This is a genomic window from Pseudomonas fjordensis (assembly GCF_976987115.1).
This window is the reverse complement of the sequence record NZ_OZ336860.1, coordinates 6,148,447-6,173,107: the sequence shown is the minus strand read 5'-3', so window position 1 is coordinate 6,173,107 and position 24,661 is coordinate 6,148,447. Positions and strand designations below refer to the sequence as shown.

General features: G+C 56.3%; 22 protein-coding genes, 6 tRNA genes and 3 rRNA genes. 22 read left to right on the top strand and 9 right to left on the bottom strand.

From position 1 onward, the window contains the following. The first annotated feature begins 309 nt into the window (after positions 1–309). From ACWHXD_RS28365 to ACWHXD_RS28350, 4 genes are read left to right on the top strand one after another with little or no spacing between them, the layout of a single operon-like run. Positions 310–903, top strand: a complete 594-nt coding sequence (locus ACWHXD_RS28365) for an aminodeoxychorismate/anthranilate synthase component II (RefSeq protein ID WP_032895052.1) — start codon at positions 310–312, stop codon at positions 901–903. Positions 904–912: 9 nt separating this feature from the next. Beyond that, positions 913–1,962 (top strand): anthranilate phosphoribosyltransferase, encoded by a 1,050-nt coding sequence (gene trpD / locus ACWHXD_RS28360; RefSeq protein ID WP_003194694.1) that lies wholly within the window; start codon positions 913–915, stop codon positions 1,960–1,962. Then, the gene (gene trpC / locus ACWHXD_RS28355) at positions 1,959–2,795 is read left to right on the top strand and encodes an indole-3-glycerol phosphate synthase TrpC (RefSeq protein WP_098950205.1); all 837 of its coding nucleotides are present in this window, start codon (positions 1,959–1,961) and stop codon (positions 2,793–2,795) included. The genes trpD and trpC overlap by 4 nt, the downstream gene beginning before the upstream one ends. A gap of 54 nt (positions 2,796–2,849) precedes the next feature. Then, positions 2,850–3,545: a lipoate--protein ligase family protein gene (locus ACWHXD_RS28350; protein WP_098950206.1), complete on the top strand. Its 696-nt coding sequence runs from the start codon at positions 2,850–2,852 to the stop codon at positions 3,543–3,545. Here ACWHXD_RS28350 and crp read toward each other — a convergent pair. Further along, positions 3,542–4,186, bottom strand: coding sequence for a cAMP-activated global transcriptional regulator CRP (crp, locus tag ACWHXD_RS28345; protein ID WP_138762831.1), 645 nt, complete (start codon positions 4,184–4,186; stop codon positions 3,542–3,544). The genes ACWHXD_RS28350 and crp overlap by 4 nt on opposite strands. A 246-nt stretch (positions 4,187–4,432) precedes the next feature. On the opposite strand from crp, the gene ACWHXD_RS28340 reads away from it, so the two are divergent. Further along, positions 4,433–4,855, top strand: a complete 423-nt coding sequence (locus ACWHXD_RS28340) for an OsmC family protein (protein ID WP_003194686.1) — start codon at positions 4,433–4,435, stop codon at positions 4,853–4,855. Between the two features lie 47 nt (positions 4,856–4,902). Here ACWHXD_RS28340 and coq7 read toward each other — a convergent pair whose 3' ends face one another. The 6 genes from coq7 to hemJ all read right to left on the bottom strand — a co-directional run bounded on the left by coq7 (position 4,903) and on the right by hemJ (position 9,309). Further along, positions 4,903–5,550 (bottom strand): 2-polyprenyl-3-methyl-6-methoxy-1,4-benzoquinone monooxygenase, encoded by a 648-nt coding sequence (gene coq7 / locus ACWHXD_RS28335; protein WP_003194684.1) that lies wholly within the window; start codon positions 5,548–5,550, stop codon positions 4,903–4,905. Positions 5,551–5,635: 85 nt separating this feature from the next. Further along, positions 5,636–5,974 carry a histidine triad nucleotide-binding protein gene (locus ACWHXD_RS28330; RefSeq protein ID WP_003194682.1) on the bottom strand — a complete coding sequence of 113 codons (339 nt, stop codon included), beginning with the start codon at positions 5,972–5,974 and terminating at the stop codon, positions 5,636–5,638. A gap of 44 nt (positions 5,975–6,018) precedes the next feature. Further along, a complete protein-coding gene (locus ACWHXD_RS28325; RefSeq protein WP_003194680.1) occupies positions 6,019–6,807 on the bottom strand; it encodes an SDR family NAD(P)-dependent oxidoreductase in 789 nt (262 codons plus the stop codon). A 61-nt stretch (positions 6,808–6,868) separates the two neighbouring features. Beyond that, positions 6,869–7,825, bottom strand: coding sequence for a DUF805 domain-containing protein (locus ACWHXD_RS28320; protein WP_138762830.1), 957 nt, complete (start codon positions 7,823–7,825; stop codon positions 6,869–6,871). Positions 7,826–7,893: 68 nt separating this feature from the next. Next, complete coding sequence (locus ACWHXD_RS28315; protein WP_044269422.1) at positions 7,894–8,856, bottom strand: NAD(P)H-dependent flavin oxidoreductase; 963 nt, start codon at positions 8,854–8,856, stop codon at positions 7,894–7,896. Positions 8,857–8,880: 24 nt separating this feature from the next. Beyond that, entirely contained in the window at positions 8,881–9,309 is a 429-nt protein-coding gene (gene hemJ, locus ACWHXD_RS28310) for a protoporphyrinogen oxidase HemJ (protein ID WP_003194674.1), read from the bottom strand. Between the two features lie 134 nt (positions 9,310–9,443). On the opposite strand from hemJ, the gene argC reads away from it, so the two are divergent. Then, the gene (argC, locus tag ACWHXD_RS28305; RefSeq protein ID WP_138762829.1) at positions 9,444–10,478 is read left to right on the top strand and encodes an N-acetyl-gamma-glutamyl-phosphate reductase; all 1,035 of its coding nucleotides are present in this window, start codon (positions 9,444–9,446) and stop codon (positions 10,476–10,478) included. A gap of 165 nt (positions 10,479–10,643) precedes the next feature. Next, entirely contained in the window at positions 10,644–10,994 is a 351-nt protein-coding gene (gene erpA, locus ACWHXD_RS28300) for an iron-sulfur cluster insertion protein ErpA (protein ID WP_003176443.1), read from the top strand. A 65-nt stretch (positions 10,995–11,059) separates the two neighbouring features. On the opposite strand, the gene ACWHXD_RS28295 is transcribed toward erpA, so the two are convergent. Next, positions 11,060–12,151 (bottom strand): anhydro-N-acetylmuramic acid kinase, encoded by a 1,092-nt coding sequence (locus ACWHXD_RS28295; RefSeq protein ID WP_138762828.1) that lies wholly within the window; start codon positions 12,149–12,151, stop codon positions 11,060–11,062. Between the two features lie 3 nt (positions 12,152–12,154). Continuing rightward, entirely contained in the window at positions 12,155–13,567 is a 1,413-nt protein-coding gene (locus ACWHXD_RS28290; protein WP_138762827.1) for a peptidoglycan DD-metalloendopeptidase family protein, read from the bottom strand. Positions 13,568–13,776: 209 nt separating this feature from the next. Between ACWHXD_RS28290 and tyrS the strand changes: the two genes are divergently transcribed. The 15 genes from tyrS to nusG all read left to right on the top strand — a co-directional run bounded on the left by tyrS (position 13,777) and on the right by nusG (position 24,586). Then, positions 13,777–14,976, top strand: a complete 1,200-nt coding sequence (gene tyrS / locus ACWHXD_RS28285; protein WP_005791998.1) for a tyrosine--tRNA ligase — start codon at positions 13,777–13,779, stop codon at positions 14,974–14,976. A gap of 495 nt (positions 14,977–15,471) precedes the next feature. Beyond that, a 16S ribosomal RNA gene (locus ACWHXD_RS28280) occupies positions 15,472–17,008 on the top strand. Between the two features lie 81 nt (positions 17,009–17,089). Continuing rightward, positions 17,090–17,166, top strand: a tRNA-Ile gene (locus tag ACWHXD_RS28275). Between the two features lie 30 nt (positions 17,167–17,196). After that, positions 17,197–17,272, top strand: a tRNA-Ala gene (locus tag ACWHXD_RS28270). Positions 17,273–17,519: 247 nt separating this feature from the next. Then, positions 17,520–20,411: ribosomal RNA gene (locus ACWHXD_RS28265) — 23S ribosomal RNA — on the top strand. A 158-nt stretch (positions 20,412–20,569) separates the two neighbouring features. Continuing rightward, positions 20,570–20,685, top strand: a 5S ribosomal RNA gene (gene rrf, locus ACWHXD_RS28260). Together the 16S, 23S and 5S rRNA genes with 2 tRNA genes alongside form the textbook arrangement of a ribosomal RNA operon. Positions 20,686–20,830: 145 nt before the next feature. Next, positions 20,831–21,790: a bifunctional biotin--[acetyl-CoA-carboxylase] ligase/biotin operon repressor BirA gene (gene birA / locus ACWHXD_RS28255; protein ID WP_032897751.1), complete on the top strand. Its 960-nt coding sequence runs from the start codon at positions 20,831–20,833 to the stop codon at positions 21,788–21,790. Next, the gene (locus ACWHXD_RS28250) at positions 21,780–22,529 is read left to right on the top strand and encodes a pantothenate kinase (protein ID WP_138761823.1); all 750 of its coding nucleotides are present in this window, start codon (positions 21,780–21,782) and stop codon (positions 22,527–22,529) included. Before birA ends, ACWHXD_RS28250 begins: the two co-directional genes overlap by 11 nt. A gap of 7 nt (positions 22,530–22,536) precedes the next feature. Then, positions 22,537–22,983, top strand: a complete 447-nt coding sequence (locus ACWHXD_RS28245; RefSeq protein WP_138761824.1) for a hypothetical protein — start codon at positions 22,537–22,539, stop codon at positions 22,981–22,983. A gap of 142 nt (positions 22,984–23,125) precedes the next feature. After that, positions 23,126–23,210: transfer RNA gene (locus ACWHXD_RS28240), tRNA-Tyr, on the top strand. Positions 23,211–23,234: 24 nt separating this feature from the next. Then, positions 23,235–23,308 (top strand) — tRNA-Gly (locus tag ACWHXD_RS28235). 26 nt (positions 23,309–23,334) lie between these two features. Then, positions 23,335–23,410: transfer RNA gene (locus tag ACWHXD_RS28230), tRNA-Thr, on the top strand. 143 nt (positions 23,411–23,553) lie between these two features. Next, positions 23,554–23,629, top strand: a tRNA-Trp gene (locus ACWHXD_RS28225). 45 nt (positions 23,630–23,674) lie between these two features. After that, positions 23,675–24,043, top strand: coding sequence for a preprotein translocase subunit SecE (gene secE / locus ACWHXD_RS28220; RefSeq protein ID WP_003194658.1), 369 nt, complete (start codon positions 23,675–23,677; stop codon positions 24,041–24,043). 9 nt (positions 24,044–24,052) lie between these two features. Continuing rightward, positions 24,053–24,586 carry a transcription termination/antitermination protein NusG gene (gene nusG / locus ACWHXD_RS28215; protein ID WP_003176436.1) on the top strand — a complete coding sequence of 178 codons (534 nt, stop codon included), beginning with the start codon at positions 24,053–24,055 and terminating at the stop codon, positions 24,584–24,586. The last annotated feature ends 75 nt before the right edge of the window (positions 24,587–24,661 follow it).

Genomic DNA, 24,661 nt, shown 5'->3' with positions numbered 1-24,661 from the left:
ATTTGCGGCTCCATATTGCACCGCTGGCGAGCCTACGTTACTGTGCCTGAACGTATGAATGAGACCCTCCCCGTGTTGATCATCAGCAAACTCTTGATGCGAGTAGTCAAGGCACACGCCCGTTGGCGTTGGCGCGCCTGACATTTTTCTCTGCCGGCCTGGCCGGACCTGTACCGATTTGCCTTCTTCACCCGTTGTCTGACGCCCCTTGCCAACTCCCCCTGGCAACCGGAACGTGCGTCTGGCAGCGGGTCACGCTCTTGGAAGGTGGTCATTTGAAATCAGTGAATTCAAGAGGTTTGAACCCACATGTTGCTGATGATTGATAACTACGACTCCTTTACCTACAACGTTGTGCAGTACCTGGGCGAACTGGGTGCCGAGGTCAAGGTGGTGCGCAACGATGAACTTACTGTTGCCGAAATCGCCGCGTTGAACCCCGAGCGCATCGTCGTCTCACCTGGCCCGTGCACGCCGACCGAGGCGGGCATCTCTCTGGAAGCCATCCAGTATTTCGCCGGCAAGCTGCCGATCCTGGGCGTCTGCCTGGGCCATCAGTCCATCGGACAGGCGTTTGGCGGTGATGTGGTGCGCGCGCGCGAGGTCATGCACGGCAAGACCAGCCCGGTGTTCCATCGCGACCTGGGTGTGTTCCATGGCCTGAACCTGCCGGTGACCGTGACCCGTTACCACTCACTGGTGGTCAAGCGTGAAACCTTGCCCGAATGCCTGGAGCTGACCGCCTGGACCCAGCTGGAAGACGGCTCGGTCGACGAGATCATGGGCCTGCGTCACAAGACACTGAACATCGAAGGGGTGCAATTTCACCCTGAATCAATCCTGACCGAGCAGGGCTACGAGCTGTTCGCCAACTTTCTCAAGCAGAGCGGCGGCACGCGCTAAGGACTTTTCATGGATATCAAGACTGCCCTGAGCCGTATCGTCGGCCATCTGGACCTGAGCACCGCGGAAATGAGCGATGTGATGCGCGAGATCATGACCGGTCAATGCACCGATGCTCAGATCGGCGCTTTTATGATGGCGATGCGCATGAAGAGCGAAAGCATCGACGAAATCGTCGGTGCGGTGTCGGTGATGCGTGAGCTGGCGGACAAGGTCGAACTCAAGACCCTCGACGGCGTCGTCGATGTAGTGGGCACCGGCGGTGACGGTGCGAATATTTTCAACGTGTCGACCGCCTCATCTTTTGTGGTGGCCGCCGCTGGTTGCACCGTCGCCAAGCACGGTAACCGTGCAGTGTCTGGCAAGAGCGGCAGTGCCGACTTGCTGGAAGCGGCCGGTATTTACCTGAACCTCACGCCGGTGCAAGTAGCGCGCTGCATTGACAGCGTTGGCATTGGCTTCATGTTTGCCCAGTCCCATCACGGCGCGATGAAGCACGCTGCCGGCCCGCGCAAGGACCTCGGCCTGCGTACCCTGTTCAACATGCTCGGCCCGCTTACGAATCCGGCCGGTGTGAAGCATCAGGTGGTGGGCGTGTTCAGCCAGGCGCTGTGCCGGCCGCTGGCCGAAGTCTTGCAACGCCTGGGCAGTAAGCATGTGCTTGTGGTGCATTCCAAGGATGGCCTCGACGAATTCAGCCTGGCAGCGCCGACCTTTGTGGCGGAGCTCAAGAACGACGAGGTCACCGAATATTGGGTCGAGCCCGAAGACCTGGGGATGAAAAGCCAGAGCCTGCACGGCCTGGCGGTGGAAAGTCCGGCAGCTTCGTTGGAGTTGATTCGTGATGCCTTGGGGCGTCGCAAGACCGAAAACGGTCAGAAAGCTGCGGAAATGATTGTCCTGAATGCTGGCGCAGCCCTTTACGCGGCCGACCATGCCTATAGTCTCAAGGAAGGTGTTGCCTTGGCCCACGATGCGCTGCATACCGGCCTGGCTCGCGAGAAGCTCGAAGAGCTGGGAGCATTCACCGCCGTATTCAAGATGGAGAATGAAGGATGAGTGTGCCAACCGTTCTGGAAAAGATCCTGGCCCGCAAGGTTGAAGAAGTGGCCGAGCGCCGCGCCCGTGTGAGCCTGGCCGAGTTGGAAGCGCAGACGAAAAGCGCCGATGCGCCACGCGGCTTTGCCAAAGCCTTGATCGCCCAGGCCAAGCTCAAGCAGCCGGCCGTGATCGCCGAGGTCAAAAAGGCTTCGCCGAGCAAAGGGGTGATACGCGAACACTTTGTGCCCGCTGAAATCGCCGTCAGTTATGAGAAGGGAGGGGCGACCTGCCTCTCTGTGCTGACGGATATCGACTACTTCCAAGGTTCCGACCTGTTTCTGCAACAGGCGCGCGCCGCGTGCAAGTTGCCGGTGATCCGCAAGGATTTCATGGTCGACCCGTACCAGATCGTCGAAGCCCGTGCCTTGGGTGCCGACTGCGTGTTGCTGATTGTCTCCGCGTTGGATGACGTGAAGATGGCCGAGCTGGCGGCCGTGGCCAAAAGCGTTGGTTTGGATGTATTGGTCGAAGTGCACGACGGCGACGAGTTGGAGCGCGCATTGAAGACCCTCGATACACCGCTGGTGGGCGTCAACAACCGTAACCTGCATACCTTCGAGGTCAGCCTGGAAACCACCCTCGACCTGCTGCCGCGTATTCCGCGCGATCGTCTGGTGATTACCGAAAGTGGCATCGTCAACCGCGCCGATGTGGAACTGATGGAAATCAGTGACGTGTACTCGTTCCTGGTGGGCGAGACGTTTATGCGCGCCGAGAACCCAGGGGCGGAATTGCAGCGCTTGTTCTTCCCGGAGCGTGGTACGACGATCAGCGGCTCGACATTGGATTGATGTGAAGCCAGCTCCCACATTGCTTTTGTGGTTATTCAGGTAGGTAGGTGTTCGATGCTCCAGCCCGTGATCATGACTGTCGAAGCAGGCCTTGCCGCCGAGCAAGACCTATTGGCAGCCGTTTGCGCGGGTGAGCAGGCGTTCGGATTGCTGTTCTGGCAGCCCAGTGACCAAGCGCTGGTTATGCCGCGCCGTTTGAGCCGGTTGCCGGCATTCGAGGCGGCGAGCCAGGTCTCGGTCGATGCGGGTTGGCCGGTGTTGCTGCGTGAAACCGGCGGTGAGCCGGTGCCGCAGTCCGGCGCCACGGTCAATATCGCCCTGGTCTATGCCCCGCCGCGCAGTGAAGGCGACCCGGGGCGTATCGAAACCGGCTATCGGCGCTTGTGCCAACCGATCTGTGATCTGTTGATCGAGTTGGGCGGCGATGCGTCCGTCGGCGAAATTGACGGTGCTTTTTGCGACGGTCGTTACAACGTCAACCTCAATGGCCGCAAAATGGTGGGCACTGCCCAGCGTTGGCGACAAAGCGGTGGCCGCCCGGTCGGGTTGGTGCATGGGGCGATGTTGCTGGAGAATGATCGTGAGCAATTGATTGCGGCGGTCAACCGCTTCAACCAAGCCTGCGGCTTGGAGCAGCGAGTTCGCGCCGACAGCCATATCGCACTGCACGAAGCCTTTCCCGCACCGGATGCTATCAGTCGGCTCGACACGTTGTACCGTCAGATGCTGGCTGGCTTCCTGCCGGTTTAACGGGTGCCGTACACCACCATCGTCTTGCCTTTGACGTGCACCAGGTTGCGTTCTTCCAAGTCCTTGAGCACGCGGCCAACCATTTCTCGTGAACACCCGACAATACGTCCGATCTCCTGGCGCGTGACTTTGATCTGCATGCCGTCGGGATGGGTCATGGCATCGGGTTGCTTGCATAGCTCCAGCAGGCAGCGAGCAACGCGACCGGTGACATCAAAGAACGCCAGGTCGCCGACTTTGCGCGTGGTGTCGCGTAGGCGCTGGGCGATCTGTCCGCTCAGGGCGTACAAGATATCCGGATCATGCTGGGCCAGTTCGCGAAATTTCGTATAGCTGATCTCGGCCACTTCGCACTCAACTTTGGCCCTTACCCAAGCGCTGCGTTCCTGCTCTTTGCCTGCTTGTTCAAACAGGCCCAGCTCCCCGAAGAAATCCCCGGTGTTGAGGTAGGCAATGATCATCTCACGGCCATCTTCATCCTCGATCAGGATGGTGACCGAGCCCTTGATAATGAAGAACAGGGTTTCTGAACGCTCGCCGGCGCAGATGATGTTGTGCTTGGCCGGATGACGTCGGCGCTGGCAATGCAACAGCAGCTTGTCGAGGTTCTTGATCTTGGGTGTGGGAGTAAGAGCAACCATGGTTGTATCCCGAAAAGACTGCAAGGTGTAGTTGGCGTTGTTTTTATCCAGCGGCCTCTCATTGATAGACGCTGTACAAGTCATGGCAATGCGCCATTCATTTGGCGCCAGCTTACCAGACACCTTCTGTCACGATTAGCCAATTTACCGGGCAAACGCTGTCATTTATCGAATTTATGCAGGGCGCTGCTGTTTCAAAGCCCTGTGCTAAGCTGGCGACCCTTTTTTAGCAGTGGAGTCTGGGCGATGAAGGCACGCATCCAATGGGCGGGCGAAGCCATGTTCCTCGGTGAGTCGGGCAGCGGCCACGTGGTGGTCATGGACGGTCCGCCGGAAGCCGGCGGGCGTAACCTGGGTGTACGCCCGATGGAAATGTTGCTGCTGGGTGTGGGCGGTTGCAGCAATTTCGATGTGGTCAGCATCTTGAAGAAGTCGCGCCAGGCCGTGGAAAGCTGCGAAGCCTTCCTGGAAGCCGAGCGCGCCACTGAAGACCCCAAGGTTTTTACCAAGATCCATATGCATTTCGTGGTCAAGGGCCGGGCGTTGAAAGAAGCCCAGGTCAAGCGTGCCATCGAGTTGTCTGCCGAGAAGTACTGCTCAGCATCGATCATGCTGGGGGCGGCGGGCGTGGTCATTACCCACGACTACGAAATCATCGAGTTGGGTTGATTGCAGCAGGGAAAAGAAAGGGCGCTTCGGGCGCCCTTTTTTTCGGTTCAGATTCGATAGGTGCTTTTGGTCATGACCTTGGCCAACAGGCTCATGCCGAACCGTACCGGGGCTGGAAAGCGGAAGCCGCCCGCATCCAGCGCGCTTTCTGCATGGTGTTCTTCGTCGATACGCATCTGCTCAAGAATGGCCCGGGACTTTTCGTCTTCGGCCGGCAGTTGCTCCAGGTGTTCATCCAGGTGCTTGCACACCTGATGTTCTGTCGCGGCTACAAACCCCAGGCTGACTTTGTCGCTGATCAGCCCGGCAGCCGCGCCGATACCAAACGACAAGCCATAAAACAGTGGGTTGAGCACGCTGGGATGGCTGCCCAACTGGCGGATGCGTTGTTCGCACCAGGCTAGGTGGTCGATCTCTTCCTCGGCCGCGTGCTCCATCGCCGTGCGTACCTGCGGCAACTTGGCGGTCAGCGCCTGGCCCTGGTACAGCGCCTGGGCACAGACTTCACCGGTATGGTTGATGCGCATCAGGCCAGCCACGTGACGGGTATCGGTCTCGCTTAGCTGTACATCTGGCTGCACGATGGCGGGCGATGGACGGTAAGGTTGGCCGCTGAACGGCAGCAGGGTGCGCATGGCCATGTCGGCTTGCAGCAACAGACGGTCAATCGGCGAGTAGTGACGTTGGGTAGTCATGCTGACCTCCGGGAAGAATCTCGGCGGCCAGTTTACCGCAAGAGAGCGTCCAGCGTTTGTGCTGAGTCAATTTGCCCTTGTGCACTCAGCCCGGCGGCCAGTTCATCTGGCGCTGACCCAGCACGTGCATATGGATGTGGTAAACGGTTTGCCCGCCGTCTTCATTGCAATTCATCACCACGCGAAAGCCTTTTTCGCAACCCTGTTCCACGGCCAGGCGCTGGGCGGTGAACAGGATATGGCCGGCCAGCGCCTTATCGTCCTCGGTTAGGTCGTTGAGGGTGCGAATGGGCTTCTTCGGGATAACCAGGAAATGCACTGGCGCTTGCGGGGCGATATCGTGAAAAGCCAGGACTTGATCATCTTCATAGATGATCTTCGCCGGTATTTCTCTGTTGATGATCTTGGTGAACAGAGTATCCACAGCTGTTTCTCCATCGTGAATGTCAGGTGAGTGTACGCAGGCGGTCAGCGTGGGCAATAGGCCTTGTTGATGGCACCGGCAATTTTGCGAGTCAGCCAGCGCGGGCTCAGGCGTGGGCTGAACGTCAGCCAACGGTTGCGGCGCCCGGGAATGATGATGGCTTTGTTCTTTTCCAGCGCACGCACGGTGTAGAGCGCGACTTCTTCCGGGCTCATCAGTTGCTGGCTGCGGTCGAGTTTCGCCGTATCCATCTGCGCGGTGCCGAAGAATGCGGTGCGCGTAGGGCCGGGGCACAGCACTGACACCTTGATGCCGCAGGTCTTCAGTTCTTCGCGCAACCCTTCGGAAAAGTGCAGCACGTAGGCTTTGCTGGCGTAGTAGCTGCTCATCCACGGCCCAGGCTGGAAGGCGGCGACCGAGGCCACATTGAGGATTTGCCCGCCGCCATGCAGGGCCATGGCATTGCCGAGCGCGTGGCACATGCGGGTCAGGGCCAGGATGTTGACTTCGATGAGGTCCTGCTCGGTCATCCAGTCCTGGGCCAGGAACGGCCCGCTGGTGCCGATGCCGGCGCAGTTGACCAGCAGGTCGATCTGCCGCTCACCCTCTTCGAGCTCCAGCAAAAAGCCGGACAAACGCAGAGGTTCGCCCAGGTCACAGGCACGAAACAGCACCTCGACGCCGAAGCGTTGGGTCAATTCCAATGCAATGCTTTCCAACTGATCACGCTGGCGGGCCACCAGAATCAAACTGCGGCCGCGCCGTGCCAAGGCTTCGGCCAATGCCAGGCCGATGCCGCTGGAGGCGCCGGTGATCAGAGCGTAACGGGTCATGCCTTTCTCCATCGCAACGCCGCCGGCCCATGACAGTGCGTCACAGGTGGCAGGCGTTTCTTCACTGTTCTGGAGAGTCTACAGGTTCGGCTGCATCGTCAGCACTTTGCGCTGCGGCTTCATCAACGATAACGCTGTGATCGGCGTCTGCATCGGAGGTGATGGAGCTGCTTTCGTAGCTGCTGTCCATGTTGGCTTCAAGCTGGTCCAGGTAGCCGTTCATGCCCAGGGTGACGACGATGATGAGCATCAAGGGAATGAACGCCAGCCACAGCGAGGCCAGGATTTTCACCGCAGTAGAGTTGCGTGGTGGTGGCGCGCCGTATTGGTTGGCGCCCGTGTTGCCGGGCAATACCAGCAACAGCAGAGGGAAAACACTGTTGACCAGCGGAACCAGGTTCAGCAGGTACAGCCAGCCAGACCAGCCCAGGTCATGCAGGCGCTGCACGCCGATTTGCACGCTCACCACTACCAGTGCCACAAACAGCGCGAAACCCAGCAGCGAGCCAATAATGATGGCGATGGTTGGCGAGGCTGTCGCCACCGCGAAGCCCACGGTACTGATGATGCCCGCGGCCACCAACATCGCGACGGTCAGTGCCAGCGTCCAGGCCAGGTAGCGCAGGCGCCCGATGCGACCGTGGATGGTGAACACCTTTAGAGTGGCGAACTCCGGCAGGTCATCGCCAACAGCGGCGCGTGGCGGTGCATACGGTGAAGCGGCGGCGCGGTCAGCGGTTGACGAGCCTGTCTCGTGGGTTTCTGCCAGGCTGAATGCCACGGGGTGTTCCTCTTCGATGCGTGCGTCCACCCCGGCATTGTGCAGTGCCGTGAGGTAGGTTTCAGCGTCGGGGCGCGACAGGTCGCGCTTGAGCGCGACGGGGCGGCCGGTGAAGAGCTTTTCGATCGCTTCAACATCGCTTTTGAATAACTCGGCGAGGTTCAGCTTGGCGGTGGTGCTTTCGACACCTGGGCGCAAGGCTCCGTCAAACACAATCTTGAAACGGCTGTCGCTCATGCGGGCATCCTTGTCACTTAATCAGGGGAAGTGTGCAGGCCTGTCCAATTGGCAGGCCCGGCAGTGGGTCAGCGTGGCCAGCGCAGTTGCGCGGCATGCTCGCGTGCTTTGCGGTATTCGGCATCCAGGCGCGCTATGAGCTCATCCACACTGGGCACATCATTGATCTCACCGACGCCTTGGCCGGCAGACCATACAGTTTTCCACGCTTTGGCCTCATCGCTCAATGGCTTGAGCTTGGAACCGAAGTTGACTTCCCCTTTGCCTTGAAGCGCAGCGAGGTCAAAACCGGCATTTTCCAGGCTCTGGCGCATAAAGCTGGCAGGTACGCCGGAGACTGCAGGAGTGTGCACGATGTCGGCGGCGCGCGATGTGAGCAGCATCTCCTTATAGGCGTCCGGTGCCTGGCTTTCGGTGGTGCCGATAAAGCGCGTGCCGAAATAAGCGAGGTCTGCCCCCAGCACCTGGGCGGCGAGGATTTCGTGCCCATGGTTAAGGCAGCCCGCCAGCAGCAGGGTTTTGTCGAAGAACTGGCGAATCTCGGCAATCAGTGAAAAGGGGCTCCAGGTGCCAGCGTGGCCACCCGCACCAGCGGCTACGGCAATCAGGCCATCGACACCCGCTTCAGCGGCTTTCTCGGCATGGCGTCGGGTAGTGACGTCATGAAATACCAGGCCGCCGTAGCTGTGAACGGCATCTACCAATTCCTTTACCGCACCCAGGCTGGTGATGACGATGGGCACCTTGTGTTCGACGCAGATCGCCAGGTCGGCCTCCAGCCGCGGGTTGCTGTTGTGCACGATCAGGTTCACGGCATAGGGCGCAGGGTTGTCCAACTGCGCCAAACCCGCTTCGATTTCTTCCAGCCAGGCCTTGAAACCACTGCTTTCGCGTTGGTTGAGCGCCGGGAAACTGCCAACTACCCCGTTGCGGCAGCAGGCCAGGACCAGTTGCGGATTGGAGATCAGAAACATCGGCGCGGCCACCACGGGCAGGCGCAGACGTTGTTCCAGCAGAGCGGGCAGCGACATTGGAGGTTCCCCGAGTAATTGAAGTTAGAACGGTTTGACCACGACCAAAATTACGATAGCCAGCAATATCAGAACCGGGACTTCATTGAACCAGCGATAAAAGACATGGCTGCGGGTGTTCTCGCCACGGGCGAAGCGCTTTACCTGTGCGCCGCACATGTGATGGTAGCCAATCAGCAGGACGACCAGGGTCAGCTTGGCGTGGATCCAGGCGCCCGACTGGAAAATGCCGGGGTTGAGGGCCAGCATCCAGATGCCGAAGACCAGTGTGGCAACCATCGCCGGGCCCATGATGCCCCGGTACAACTTGCGCTCCATGATGCTGAAGCGTTCCTTGCTGACGGTGTCTTCGCTCTGGGCGTGGTAGACGAACAGGCGCGGCAGGTAGAACAGCCCGGCAAACCAGCAGACGATGCTGACGATATGGAAGGCTTTGACCCATAGATAGAGCATTTTAGTTATTCCCAGGTTCACGGTAGCGAAGATAGTAGTGGCTCATGCGCCCGTACGTCACGTTGACGGTTGTCGCAGGACGATACGGCCCCTATTATCGACGGCTTTCCAGTGGGTTCGTTGAGGGCAGGTTTATGGTCAAGGTCGGTATCGTCGGCGGCACGGGTTACACCGGTGTCGAATTGCTGCGTCTGTTGGCTCAGCATCCGCAAGCTGAGGTGGTGGTCATCACTTCCCGATCCGAAGCCGGGCTGGCCGTGGCCGATATGTACCCGAACCTGCGAGGCCACTATGACGGCCTGGCGTTCAGTGTGCCGGACACCAAGACCCTGGGGGCCTGCGACGTGGTGTTCTTCGCCACGCCTCACGGTGTAGCCCATGCGTTGGCCGGTGAGCTGTTGGCGGCGGGTACCAAGGTTATCGACTTGTCGGCAGACTTCCGCCTGCAAGACGCCGATGAGTGGGCCAAGTGGTACGGCCAACCCCATGGTGCGCCGCAGCTGTTGGAAGAGGCAGTCTACGGCCTGCCGGAAGTCAATCGCGAGCAGATCAAGCAAGCACGCCTGATTGCGGTGCCGGGTTGCTATCCGACGGCGACGCAATTGGGCTTCCTGCCATTGCTGGAAGCTGGCCTGGCGGATGCGTCGCGGCTGATCGCCGACTGCAAGTCGGGCGTCAGTGGTGCGGGCCGTGGCGCGGCGGTCGGTTCTCTGTACTCCGAAACGTCGGAAAGCATGAAAGCCTATGCGGTAAAAGGTCATCGTCACTTGCCGGAAATTCGCCAGGGCCTGCGCCGCGCTGCCGGCCGGGAGGTAGGGCTGACCTTCGTGCCGCACCTGACGCCGATGATCCGCGGGATTCACTCCACGCTGTATGCGACTGTCACTGATCGCTCGGTGGACCTGCAGGCGCTGTTTGAAAAACGTTATGCCAGTGAGCCGTTCGTCGATGTGATGCCGGCCGGCAGCCATCCGGAAACGCGCAGCGTGCGAGGCGCCAATGTGTGCCGTATTGCGGTGCATCGTCCGCAGGATGGCGACCTGGTGGTGGTGTTGTCGGTGATCGACAACCTGGTCAAGGGCGCGTCGGGCCAGGCGGTGCAGAACATGAACATCCTGTTCGGCCTGGACGAGAAGTTGGGCCTGTCCCACGCGGGCATGCTGCCTTAACGCAGACTTACCGTTGTGCAAAAGGCCCGTTGATCGGGCCTTTTGCATTTTTAATGGTCGCTGGGCAGATTGATATACCGTAACAATAGTTGACCGCTTTTCTAGGAGAAGCGGATAATACCGGCCATTACGCATATGGCGGCGCTACGCCGGGAGATTATCAGCATGAGCGTTGAATCCTTCACCCCCACGGCTTTGCAATTCACCCACGGTGCTGCGCACAAGGTGAAGAGCCTGGTCGATGAAGAGGGTAATGATCGCTTGAAGCTGCGCGTATTCGTTACGGGCGGCGGTTGTTCAGGGTTTCAGTACGGTTTTACCTTCGATGAAGATGTGGCCGATGACGACACTATCGTTGAGCGCGAGGGTGTGAGCCTGGTCGTGGATCCGATGAGCTTCCAATACCTGGCGGGTGCCGAGGTGGATTATCAGGAAGGTCTGGAAGGCTCGCGTTTCGTGATCAAGAACCCTAATGCCACCACGACATGTGGTTGCGGGTCTTCGTTCTCGATCTGATCGGTAGCAGATACAAAAACGCCGCTTGGCTCTTACGGGCCAAGCGGCGTTTTGCTGTCTGGGGTTCAGGCGGGGTAGATCGCGCCAAGCACTCGAAGCCCGCGAGCGCCAGTGACGCTGGGGCGATTGGCGGCAATGCCTTCAAGGCAGCAATGGGCCAGCCAGGCGAAGGCCATTGCTTCTACCCAGTCCGGGTCTACGCCGTAGGCCGCTGTAGTGCTGACATGGGTGGAAGGCAGTAGCGCGGTCAGCCGGCTCATCAGTGCCCCGTTATGGGCGCCTCCGCCGCAGATCAGCAAGGTCGTAGTGTCAGTTTGGGCGCTTTGCAGGGACTCGACGATGGTCAGGGCCGTCAGTTCCAGCAGGGTGGCCTGTACGTCTTGGGGTTCAAAGGCGGGCAAGCGGCCAAGGTGCTGCTGCAGCCAGGCCAGGTTGAACACCTCTCGGCCCGTGCTTTTCGGGCCTTTGGTCAAGAAGAACGGATCGCTGAGCAACGTGGTGAGCAACTGGGGCTGGACCTTTCCGCTGGCCGCCCATTGCCCGTCCCGATCGAAGTGTTCGCCGCGCTGCAGATGAATCCAGGCATCGAGCAGCACGTTCCCTGGGCCGCAGTCGAAACCGGCGACAGGCTTGCCCGTCTCGATCAGGCTGAGGTTGCTGAACCCGCCGACATTCAATACCGCGCGATTGCCCGTCTGCTCGCCGAACAAGGCTTCATGAAAGGCAGGAACCAAAGGAGCGCCTTGGCCGCCGGCAGCGACATCGCGGCTGCGGAAGTCGCTGACGACGGTGATGCCTGTGAGTTCGGTGAGAAGGGCAGGGTTGCCGATCTGAACGGTAAAGCCTCGGGCGGGTTCATGGCGAATCGTCTGGCCATGGCTACCAATCGCCCGAATGTCCTGAGGCTTGAGGTTCTGTTGATCCAGCAAGGCGTGGATGCCTTGGGCGGCGAGCGTGACCCATTGTTGCTGGGCGATTGCCGAGCGGGCGATCTCATCCGGGCCGCTGGCGCATAGGCTCAGCAGTTCTGTGCGCAAGGCGTCAGGCATCGGGATGTAGCGGGTGGCGATCAGATTGATCGCCGCACCTTGTTCGATAAGGGCGATATCCAGGCCGTCGAGGCTGGTCCCGGACATCACGCCGATATAGAGCGGCATACCTTAACGCTTCGCCGAAGCCAGCAAGGTGGAGCGCTCTTGATCCATCCGTGCCATCAGCGGCTGGCTCTGCTGCATGAAGCGCGCGCGTTCGGCCTTGGCAATCGGGTCGGCCATCGGCAGCTTCTGGCCCAATGGGTCGACGTGTACGCCGTTGACCTGGAACTCGTAGTGCAAGTGCGGGCCGGTGGAGAGGCCGGTGGTACCGATGTAGCCGATCACTTGGCCTTGTTTCACGTTGCCGCCAGTCTTGACGCCCTTGGCGAACCCTTGCATGTGGCCATAAAGCGTACGGTAAGTGTTGCCGTGCTGGATGATCACCGTATTGCCGTAACCACCACGGCGCCCCGCTAACAAGACCTTGCCGTCGCCAGCCGCCTTGATTGGCGTGCCACGCGGCGCGGCATAGTCGACGCCCTTGTGTGCGCGAATTTTGTTCAGAATTGGATGCTTGCGGCCCATGGAGAAACGCGAGCTAATACGGGCAAAGTCAACGGGCGTACGGATGAAGGCCTTGCGCATGCTGTTGCCATCAGCTGTGTAGTAGCTGCTGTTGCCTTGTTTGTTGGTGTAGCGCACGGCGGTGTAGGTTTTGCCACGGTTTGTGAAGCGTGCAGACAGAATGTTGCCAGTGCCGACCACTTTTCCGTTGGCTACTTTCTGTTCGTAGATCACGTCGAATTCGTCGCCTTGACGGATGTCCTGAGCGAAGTCGATGTCGTAGCCAAATACGCTGGCCATGTCCATGGTCATGCTGTGCGACAGGCCCGCACGCGCGGCCGATTGCGACAGGGAGCTGTTGATCACGCCATGTACATAGGCGGAACGCATGACGGGTTTGGTGGTGATTCGGTTGAATGCGAAACCTTTGGCGCCTTTGCTCAGGCTGATGCTTTCCAAGTCACTGATGCTGGTGTGCAGGTTGTTCAACTGGCCGTCTGGCGTCAGCTCAAATTCAAGCTTTTGGCCACGTTTGAGCTGAGTGAATTGCTTGGCTTGTTTATCGCTGGCGAGCACGTCACTTACAGCGGCGGCAGGCAACCCAACCTTTTCGAATAGGGTAGAGAGAGTGTCGCCTTTGCCCACGATGACTTCGCGATGCTGGGGAGTCTTGGCTGCGGCGGCCGCAGGTGCTTCCTGGGCGGCTTGCTGGGTGTCTTCGGGAGTGCTTTCGATCTGTGCGAAAGGTGATTCAGTTGCAGTGTTTGTGGCTTGTTGTGCGTCGGAAGCGTCTTGATCTTGTGTCAGTTGTTCAACTGGGCTTTCCAGATCAAGGCTCAGGGATGTTCGTTTGGCTTCAACGTCACTGGAAGGGAATACCAGCAGTGCCAGGCTGAGAAGGGCGGCGATACCACTTGCGGCGAGCAGGTGGGTCTTCGGGTAAAGCGGCGGCGCTTTAGACGGTTCAGTGGTCATAGGTAATTTTGACTTTGAAGATGAAATGGAAAAGATGAATGACATGATGAAGATGAAATAACTGTATAAAATATAACCAAATCATCTGTGGCGCAAGCTCGCGAACGCTGGGCTTGCTGAACGGTGTCCGTGCGCAGGGCAAAACTTGTAATTAGTCCCTGATCTTGTATGGTTGGTTCCCTTTTGAATCTGAGCCTTGCGGGTCTGTTATGAAGTCGGTTGAAGAGCAGCTAGCGCTGATAAAACGTGGTGCGGAAGAACTGTTGGTCGAGGCCGAGCTGATCGAAAAGCTCAAGCGTGGCCAACCCCTGCGTATCAAGGCTGGCTTTGATCCGACTGCGCCGGATCTGCACCTGGGTCATACCGTGCTTATTAATAAGCTGCGTCAGTTCCAGGAACTGGGCCATCAGGTCATCTTCCTTATAGGTGACTTCACCGGGATGATCGGTGATCCAAGCGGCAAGAGCGCTACGCGCCCGCCGCTGACTCGCGAACAGGTGCTCGATAATGCCGAGACCTATAAGACCCAGGTATTCAAGATCCTTGATCCGGCCAAGACCGAGGTGGCATTCAACTCCACCTGGATGGACAAAATGGGGCCGGCAGATTTCATTCGCCTGACGTCCCAGTACACCGTGGCGCGCATGCTTGAGCGCGATGACTTCGATAAGCGCTATTCGACCAATCAGCCAATCGCCATCCATGAGTTCCTTTACCCGCTGGTTCAAGGGTATGACTCGGTAGCGCTGCGTGCGGACGTCGAGCTGGGTGGCACCGATCAGAAGTTCAACCTGCTGATGGGGCGTGAATTGCAGCGCGCCTATGGTCAGGAGGCTCAGTGCATTCTGACCATGCCATTGCTGGAAGGCTTGGATGGCGTCAAGAAGATGTCCAAGTCCCTGGGTAACTATGTCGGTATCCAGGAAGCACCCGGTGTGATGTACGGCAAGCTGGTGTCCATTCCGGATGCGCTGATGTGGCGTTACTTCGAGTTGTTGAGCTTCCGCTCGATGGACGAAATCAATGCGCTGCGTGCGGATGTCGAGGCGGGCGCTAATCCTCGGGATGTGAAGATTAAGCTGGCTGAAGAAATCGTTGCGCGCTTCCATGGTGAGGAGGCTGCGGCCAGCGCTCACCGTGCGGCAGGTAATCGCATGAAAGATGGCGAGCTGCCTGACGATCTGCCGGAGATTGAGCTGACTGCTGCCGAGGCTATGCCGATTGCGGCTGTGCTTAATAAGGCTGGCCTGGTGAAGAATTCGGCGGTAGCGCGTGATCTCTTGGGTTCGGGTGGTGTGCGTATAGATGGTGAGGTGGTTGATCGCACCTTTATATACGAGCTGGGCGCCACTCACGTTTGTCAGGCGGGGAAGAAGGCATTTGCGCGTATTACGCTCAAATCCGAATAAGTCTGAAATAGGTGTTGACGGCGAATTATAACTGTCTATAATTCGCCCCACTTCCGGCGAAGTCGAAACGGAAAACTCCTTGGTAAACAATGAGTTACGTAGTTCTCGACAGCAAGTTGCTTCAGTTCATCGAAGCCAGAAGGAAGTTGAAAAAGAGGTGTTGACAGCAGCGTGTAACGCTGTAGAATTCGCCTCCCGCTTACGAGAGATCGCAAGCGCAAGTGGTTGAAGTTGTTGAAGAATTCTTCGAAAACTTCTGAAAATAACCACTTGACAGCAAGTGAGGCTGCTGTAGAATGCGCGCCTCGGTTGAGACGAAAGATCTTAACCAACCGCTCTTTAACAACTGAATCAAGCAATTCGTGTGGGTGCTTGTGGAGTCAGACTGATAGTCAACAAGATTATCAGCATCACAAGTTACTCCGCGAGAAATCAAAGATGTAACCAACGATTGCTGAGCCAAGTTTAGGGTTTCTTAAAAACCCAAAGATGTTTGAACTGAAGAGTTTGATCATGGCTCAGATTGAACGCTGGCGGCAGGCCTAACACATGCAAGTCGAGCGGTAGAGAGAAGCTTGCTTCTCTTGAGAGCGGCGGACGGGTGAGTAATGCCTAGGAATCTGCCTGGTAGTGGGGGATAACGTTCGGAAACGGACGCTAATACCGCATACGTCCTACGGGAGAAAGCAGGGGACCTTCGGGCCTTGCGCTATCAGATGAGCCTAGGTCGGATTAGCTAGTTGGTGAGGTAATGGCTCACCAAGGCGACGATCCGTAACTGGTCTGAGAGGATGATCAGTCACACTGGAACTGAGACACGGTCCAGACTCCTACGGGAGGCAGCAGTGGGGAATATTGGACAATGGGCGAAAGCCTGATCCAGCCATGCCGCGTGTGTGAAGAAGGTCTTCGGATTGTAAAGCACTTTAAGTTGGGAGGAAGGGTTGTAGATTAATACTCTGCAATTTTGACGTTACCGACAGAATAAGCACCGGCTAACTCTGTGCCAGCAGCCGCGGTAATACAGAGGGTGCAAGCGTTAATCGGAATTACTGGGCGTAAAGCGCGCGTAGGTGGTTTGTTAAGTTGGATGTGAAATCCCCGGGCTCAACCTGGGAACTGCATTCAAAACTGACTGACTAGAGTATGGTAGAGGGTGGTGGAATTTCCTGTGTAGCGGTGAAATGCGTAGATATAGGAAGGAACACCAGTGGCGAAGGCGACCACCTGGACTAATACTGACACTGAGGTGCGAAAGCGTGGGGAGCAAACAGGATTAGATACCCTGGTAGTCCACGCCGTAAACGATGTCAACTAGCCGTTGGAAGCCTTGAGCTTTTAGTGGCGCAGCTAACGCATTAAGTTGACCGCCTGGGGAGTACGGCCGCAAGGTTAAAACTCAAATGAATTGACGGGGGCCCGCACAAGCGGTGGAGCATGTGGTTTAATTCGAAGCAACGCGAAGAACCTTACCAGGCCTTGACATCCAATGAACTTTCTAGAGATAGATTGGTGCCTTCGGGAACATTGAGACAGGTGCTGCATGGCTGTCGTCAGCTCGTGTCGTGAGATGTTGGGTTAAGTCCCGTAACGAGCGCAACCCTTGTCCTTAGTTACCAGCACGTAATGGTGGGCACTCTAAGGAGACTGCCGGTGACAAACCGGAGGAAGGTGGGGATGACGTCAAGTCATCATGGCCCTTACGGCCTGGGCTACACACGTGCTACAATGGTCGGTACAGAGGGTTGCCAAGCCGCGAGGTGGAGCTAATCCCATAAAACCGATCGTAGTCCGGATCGCAGTCTGCAACTCGACTGCGTGAAGTCGGAATCGCTAGTAATCGCGAATCAGAATGTCGCGGTGAATACGTTCCCGGGCCTTGTACACACCGCCCGTCACACCATGGGAGTGGGTTGCACCAGAAGTAGCTAGTCTAACCTTCGGGAGGACGGTTACCACGGTGTGATTCATGACTGGGGTGAAGTCGTAACAAGGTAGCCGTAGGGGAACCTGCGGCTGGATCACCTCCTTAATCGACGACATCAGCTGCTCCATAAGTTCCCACACGAATTGCTTGATTCATTGAAGAAGACGAAAGAAGCAGCCCGAAATTGGGTCTGTAGCTCAGTTGGTTAGAGCGCACCCCTGATAAGGGTGAGGTCGGCAGTTCGAATCTGCCCAGACCCACCAATTTTGTGTGGGAAACGCCTGTAGAAATACGGGGCCATAGCTCAGCTGGGAGAGCGCCTGCCTTGCACGCAGGAGGTCAACGGTTCGATCCCGTTTGGCTCCACCACTACTGCTTCTGTTTGTATAAAGCTTAGAAATGAGCATTCCATCGTTGTGATGGTGAATGTTGATTTCTAGTCTTTGACTAGTTCGTTCTTTAAAAATTTGGGTATGTGATAGAAAGATAGACTGAACGTTACTTTCACTGGTAACGGATCAGGCTAAGGTAAAATTTGTGAGTTCTCTTAACTGAGAAATTCGAATTTTCGGCGAATGTCGTCTTCACAGTATAACCAGATTGCTTGGGGTTATATGGTCAAGTGAAGAAGCGCATACGGTGGATGCCTTGGCAGTCAGAGGCGATGAAAGACGTGGTAGCCTGCGAAAAGCTTCGGGGAGTCGGCAAACAGACTTTGATCCGGAGATGTCTGAATGGGGGAACCCAGCCATCATAAGATGGTTATCTTGTACTGAATACATAGGTGCAAGAGGCGAACCAGGGGAACTGAAACATCTAAGTACCCTGAGGAAAAGAAATCAACCGAGATTCCCTTAGTAGTGGCGAGCGAACGGGGACTAGCCCTTAAGTGGCTTTGAGATTAGCGGAACGCTCTGGAAAGTGCGGCCATAGTGGGTGATAGCCCTGTACGCGAAAATCTCTTAGTCATGAAATCGAGTAGGACGGAGCACGAGAAACTTTGTCTGAATATGGGGGGACCATCCTCCAAGGCTAAATACTACTGACTGACCGATAGTGAACTAGTACCGTGAGGGAAAGGCGAAAAGAACCCCGGAGAGGGGAGTGAAATAGATCCTGAAACCGTATGCGTACAAGCAGTGGGAGCCCACTTTGTTGGGTGACTGCGTACCTTTTGTATAATGGGTCAGCGACTTATTTTCAGTGGCGAGCTTAACCGAATAGGGGAGGCGTAGCGAAAGCGAGTCTTAATAGGGCGTCTAGTCGCTGGGAATAGACCCGAAACCGGGCGATCTATCCATGGGCAGGTTGAAGGTTGGGTAACACTAACTGGAGGACCGAACCGACTACCGTTGAAAAGTTAGCGGATGACCTGTGGATCGGAGTGAAAGGCTAATCAAGCTCGGAGATAGCTGGTTCTCCTCGAAAGCTATTTAGGTAGCGCCTCATGTATCACTGTAGGGGGTAGAGCACTGTTTCGGCTAGGGGGTCATCCCGACTTACCAAACCGATGCAAACTCCGAATACCTACAAGTGCCGAGCATGGGAGACACACGGCGGGTGCTAACGTCCGTCGTGAAAAGGGAAACAACCCAGACCGTCAGCTAAGGTCCCAAAGTTATGGTTAAGTGGGAAACGATGTGGGAAGGCTTAGACAGCTAGGAGGTTGGCTTAGAAGCAGCCACCCTTTAAAGAAAGCGTAATAGCTCACTAGTCGAGTCGGCCTGCGCGGAAGATGTAACGGGGCTCAAACCATACACCGAAGCTACGGGTATCACGTAAGTGATGCGGTAGAGGAGCGTTCTGTAAGCCTGTGAAGGTGAGTTGAGAAGCTTGCTGGAGGTATCAGAAGTGCGAATGCTGACATGAGTAACGATAATGGGTGTGAAAAACACCCACGCCGAAAGACCAAGGTTTCCTGCGCAACGTTAATCGACGCAGGGTTAGTCGGTCCCTAAGGCGAGGCTGAAAAGCGTAGTCGATGGAAAACAGGTTAATATTCCTGTACTTCTGGTTATTGCGATGGAGGGACGGAGAAGGCTAGGCCAGCTTGGCGTTGGTTGTCCAAGTTTAAGGTGGTAGGCTGGAATCTTAGGTAAATCCGGGATTCTAAGGCCGAGAGCTGATGACGAGTTAACTTTTAGTTAACGAAGTGGTTGATGCCATGCTTCCAAGAAAAGCTTCTAAGCTTCAGGTAACCAGGAACCGTACCCCAAACCGACACAGGTGGTTGGGTAGAGAATACCAAGGCGCTTGAGAGAACTCGGGTGAAGGAACTAGGCAAAATGGCACCGTAACTTCGGGAGAAGGTGCGCCGGTGAGGGTGAAGGACTTGCTCCGTAAGCTCATGCCGGTCGAAGATACCAGGCCGCTGCGACTGTTTATTAAAAACACAGCACTCTGCAAACACGAAAGTGGACGTATAGGGTGTGACGCCTGCCCGGTGCCGGAAGGTTAATTGATGGGGTTAGCTAACGCGAAGCTCTTGATCGAAGCCCCGGTAAACGGCGGCCGTAACTATAACGGTCCTAAGGTAGCGAAATTCCTTGTCGGGTAAGTTCCGACCTGCACGAATGGCGTAACGATGGCGGCGCTGTCTCCACCCGAGACTCAGTGAAATTGAAATCGCTGTGAAGATGCAGTGTATCCGCGGCTAGACGGAAAGACCCCGTGAACCTTTACTATAGCTTTGCACTGGACTTTGAATTTGCTTGTGTAGGATAGGTGGGAGGCTTTGAAGCGTGGACGCCAGTCTGCGTGGAGCCATCCTTGAAATACCACCCTGGCAACTTTGAGGTTCTAACTCAGGTCCGTTATCCGGATCGAGGACAGTGTATGGTGGGTAGTTTGACTGGGGCGGTCTCCTCCTAAAGAGTAACGGAGGAGTACGAAGGTGCGCTCAGACCGGTCGGAAATCGGTCGTAGAGTATAAAGGCAAAAGCGCGCTTGACTGCGAGACAGACACGTCGAGCAGGTACGAAAGTAGGTCTTAGTGATCCGGTGGTTCTGTATGGAAGGGCCATCGCTCAACGGATAAAAGGTACTCCGGGGATAACAGGCTGATACCGCCCAAGAGTTCATATCGACGGCGGTGTTTGGCACCTCGATGTCGGCTCATCACATCCTGGGGCTGAAGCCGGTCCCAAGGGTATGGCTGTTCGCCATTTAAAGTGGTACGCGAGCTGGGTTTAGAACGTCGTGAGACAGTTCGGTCCCTATCTGCCGTGGACGTTTGAGATTTGAGAGGGGCTGCTCCTAGTACGAGAGGACCGGAGTGGACGAACCTCTGGTGTTCCGGTTGTCACGCCAGTGGCATTGCCGGGTAGCTATGTTCGGAATAGATAACCGCTGAAAGCATCTAAGCGGGAAACTAGCCTCAAGATGAGATCTCACTGGAACCTTGAGTTCCCTGAAGGGCCGTCGAAGACTACGACGTTGATAGGTTGGGTGTGTAAGCGCTGTGAGGCGTTGAGCTAACCAATACTAATTGCCCGTGAGGCTTGACCATATAACACCCAAGCAATTTGACTACTCTAACGAGCATCAGATTGCGGTGTGTGAAGACGAAAATGAACCGAAAGTTCGACGCTCACAAAACACCGAGATCTATCACGTACCCAATTTGCTGAAGCGAGGCCAACTGGCCGCGACTCAGTACCCGAATTTCTTGACGACCATAGAGCATTGGAACCACCTGATCCCATCCCGAACTCAGCAGTGAAACGATGCATCGCCGATGGTAGTGTGGGGTTTCCCCATGTGAGAGTAGGTCATCGTCAAGATTAAATTCCGAAACCCCAATTGCGAAAGCAGTTGGGGTTTTGTTTTGGGCGCTCGAAAATCTCGATCCAGGCTGATATCCAGCCTTTCTATGCAATGACCCTGCGCATGGCTATCATGCGTGCCTCATTCTGAGGCGATATGTGCATGCTGACGTTGTTGAAACTTCTGAAAGATGGTCAGTTCCATTCTGGAGAAGCGCTTGGCGCTGCCTTGGGCGTTAGTCGCAGTGCCGTGTGGAAGCAGCTTCAGCATCTTGAGGCAGAATTGAATCTCCCCATTCATAAGGTGCGGGGCCGCGGATATAGATTGGCTGCGCCATTGGTGTTTTTGAATGCGCAGGAGATTTCTCTGGGCGCGGCTTCCTTGGCTTGGCCCGTTCACATTTTCGACTCCATTGATTCCACTAATGCTGAGGCTTTACGTCTTATCGGTGCGGGCAGTGCGGCTCCTTTTGTTGTGCTGGCGGAGCAGCAAACGGCTGGTAGGGGGCGACGAGGCCGAAAGTGGGTCAGCCCATTTGCGCAAAACGTTTACTACAGCCTTGTATTGCGTATTGAGGGCGGTCTGCGGCAACTGGAAGGGCTGAGTCTGGTGGTGGGGCTGGCAGTCCTGCAGGCTCTGCGTGAGTCGGGTGTGCGGGGCGCAGCTTTGAAGTGGCCAAACGACGTCCTGGTTGGGCAAAAGAAAATCTCAGGCATCTTGCTTGAGTTGGTGGGAGATCCTGCAGATATCTGTCACGTTGTGCTAGGGATAGGTATCAATGTGAATATGCAGAAGGCTGTAGAGGTTGATCAGCAATGGACTTCGATGCAGCTCGAGGCTGGCTCTCCTGTGGATCGTAATCACCTGGTGGCGCGTTTGGGTTTGCAACTACAAGCCTACCTAGATCGACACAAGGCTGCGGGTTTTGCAGGGTTGCAAGACGAATGGGAGCAGCATCACGCCTGGCAGGGGAAGTCCGTGTCGCTTATCGCGGGCGTCAATCAGATTGATGGGGTTGTGCTGGGCGTGGATCGTCAGGGCGCCTTGCGTTTGGATGTCGGTGGCGTTGAGAAAATATACAGCGGCGGTGAGTTAAGCCTGAGGTTGCGTGATGATTCTTGAGCTCGACTGTGGAAATAGCTTTATCAAATGGCGTGTTCTTGAGTCGAGTGAGGCAACTGTTCGCGCGGAAGGCATCGCAGGTTCGGATATCGCGCTGATCGATAGTTTGGTGGCTTTGCCTGGTCTATTGCTCACGCGTTGTCGGTTGGTGAGTGTTCGCGCGCTTGAGGAGACCGATAAGCTGATAGCAGCCTTGGTAGCGGCATTTGGCGTTGCTGTTTCCTGTGCCGCGTCTGCTCAAGAAATGGGCGGAGTGCGCAATGGCTACGAAGACTTCCAGCGCCTGGGGATGGATCGATGGCTGGCCATGCTGGGCGCGTTCAAGTTGGCGTCAGGTGCATGCTTGGTACTCGACTTTGGTACAGCGGCGACAGCAGATTTTATTGGTCCGGACGGTGGGCACCTGGGTGGGTTTATTTGCCCGGGTATGCCGCTTATGCGTAATCAACTGCGAACCCATACCCGCAAGATACGCTATGACGATGCGGCCGCTGAGCGGGCTCTGGAGCGTCTCTCTCCTGGTCGTACCACCGTAGAGGCTGTCGAGCGTGGTTGTACGCTCATGCTTAGAGGGTTCGTGCTGACCCAGCTCGAGTTGGCCCGAGGCTATTGGGGGGAGGATTTCACGGTCTTCCTCACTGGAGGCGATGCCGACCTGGTCAGGGAAGCTGCGCCTCAGGCTCGGCTGGTCCCGGACCTGGTGTTTGTTGGTTTGGCGATGGCGTGTCCTTTGTCTTGAGGTGATTATGCGCTGGCTGTTTTTACTTTTACTGGTTCTCAATGTTTTCTATTACGTCTGGCATCAGCAAGAGGCGCCATTGCGGGCCAAGGATGTCACGCCCTTGAGTCTCCATCGGGGAGCACAACAAGATATTCGCCTGCTGAGTGAGTCGGCAGATGCAGTGGCGCGGCGTGATCGGGCTAGGCCGGCGGAGGCGCAAAATACCTGCTTATACATCGGTGGGTTCTCTGATCGACGCCAAGCCTCCTCTCTCGAGCAGAGGCTCACGAGCCTGGATATCAAGGTCAAGGTCCAGTTGCTGAACGCACCGGACGCCTCGGGTTATTGGTTGCGCGTAGCCCCTGAGAGCCGTCGCCTGGCTGACGATCTGCCCTTTGAAAGCCTTGCTAATGAATTCAATGAGTTAAAACATAAAATAATGCTGTGTGAAGGCATTGCAACTCTCGAATAGTTTGCATAGAATGGCGCCCGCTTCGCAGTGAAGACCTTTAAGGGCTACAGTGCAAAGCTACCGTCAATGCAGCTAACCTCATAATTTAAATGAGAAAATGCTTGACAGAAGGTCGGCGTGATGTAAAATGCCGGCTCGCTTAGGAGGGGTTCCCGAGCGGCCAAAGGGATCAGACTGTAAATCTGACGTCTACGACTTCGAAGGTTCGAATCCTTCCCCCTCCACCATTTTTAGCGTGAGCTGCAAGCTCCGCGGGTATAGTTTAGTGGTAGAACCTCAGCCTTCCAAGCTGATGATGCGGGTTCGATTCCCGCTACCCGCTCCAAGTTTGCAGGTTGTGCAAGGTGTTTCGCTCTTGTAGCTCAGTTGGTAGAGCACACCCTTGGTAAGGGTGAGGTCAGCGGTTCAAATCCGCTCAAGAGCTCCATATAACAAGGCAGATATGAAAATATCTGCCTTTGTTTTAACAGCTGCCTCGGCTTGAATGTTGTTCGGTGTTTCAGGTCTTGTGGGGTTGGTTGTTGTAAAGTCTTTTTCAGGCCTGCATAATGGTCGGCCTGATTTTGTTTTAGGTCAGTAGCTCAATTGGCAGAGCGACGGTCTCCAAAACCGTAGGTTGGGGGTTCGATTCCCTCCTGACCTGCCAGATTCACGTGGTGTGTCTGGCTTTCTTTTCACAGGATCTTCATAGATGACTCCTAAGGCTGAAGCTCAAAGCTCTCGTTTCGATCTGGTAAAGTGGCTCGCTGTAGTCGCCTTGGTGGTCGTAGGCGTTGTTGGCAATCAGTACTATTCTGCTTCGCCGATCCTGTACCGTGTACTCGCTTTGCTTGCCCTTGCTGCTGTAGCTGCCTTTGTAGGCCTGCAGACTGCCAAAGGCAAGTCCTTCGCGGTACTGGTTAAGGAAGCTCGCACCGAAATCCGTAAAGTCGTTTGGCCGACTCGCCAAGAAACCACGCAGACCACATTGATTGTCGTGGCTGTTGTTCTGGTTATGGCGTTGCTGTTGTGGGGGCTTGATTCCCTGCTCGGCTGGCTTGTTTCCTTGATTGTTGGCTAAGGGTGTCCCGTGGCTAAGCGTTGGTACGTTGTGCATGCTTACTCGGGTTACGAGAAGCATGTTATGCGCTCTTTGCTGGAGCGCGTAAAGCTGGCAGGCATGGAAGATGGCTTCGGCGAAATTCTGGTTCCCACTGAAGAAGTGGTTGAAATGCGGAATGGGCAGAAGCGCAAGAGCGAACGCAAGTTCTTCCCTGGCTACGTGCTGGTACAGATGGACATGAACGAAGGTACTTGGCACTTGGTCAAGGATACCCCTCGCGTCATGGGTTTCATTGGCGGTACTGCCGATAAGCCTGCTCCGATCACCGACAAAGAGGCGGAAGCAATTCTGCGTCGTGTTGCTGACGGTAGTGACAAGCCCAAGCCGAAGACGTTGTTCGAGCCGGGTGAGGTCGTTCGCGTTACAGATGGTCCGTTCGCTGATTTCAACGGTACGGTCGAAGAAGTTAACTACGAAAAGAGCCGGATCCAAGTGGCAGTGCTCATTTTCGGTCGCTCTACTCCGGTAGAGTTGGAGTTCAGCCAGGTCGAGAAGGTCTAGCTGGGCAAGCATCCCAACCCCGCAGCTTCGGCTGTGGGGTTTTGTCGTCACTGGGATAAACGCGCAAGTAACCGG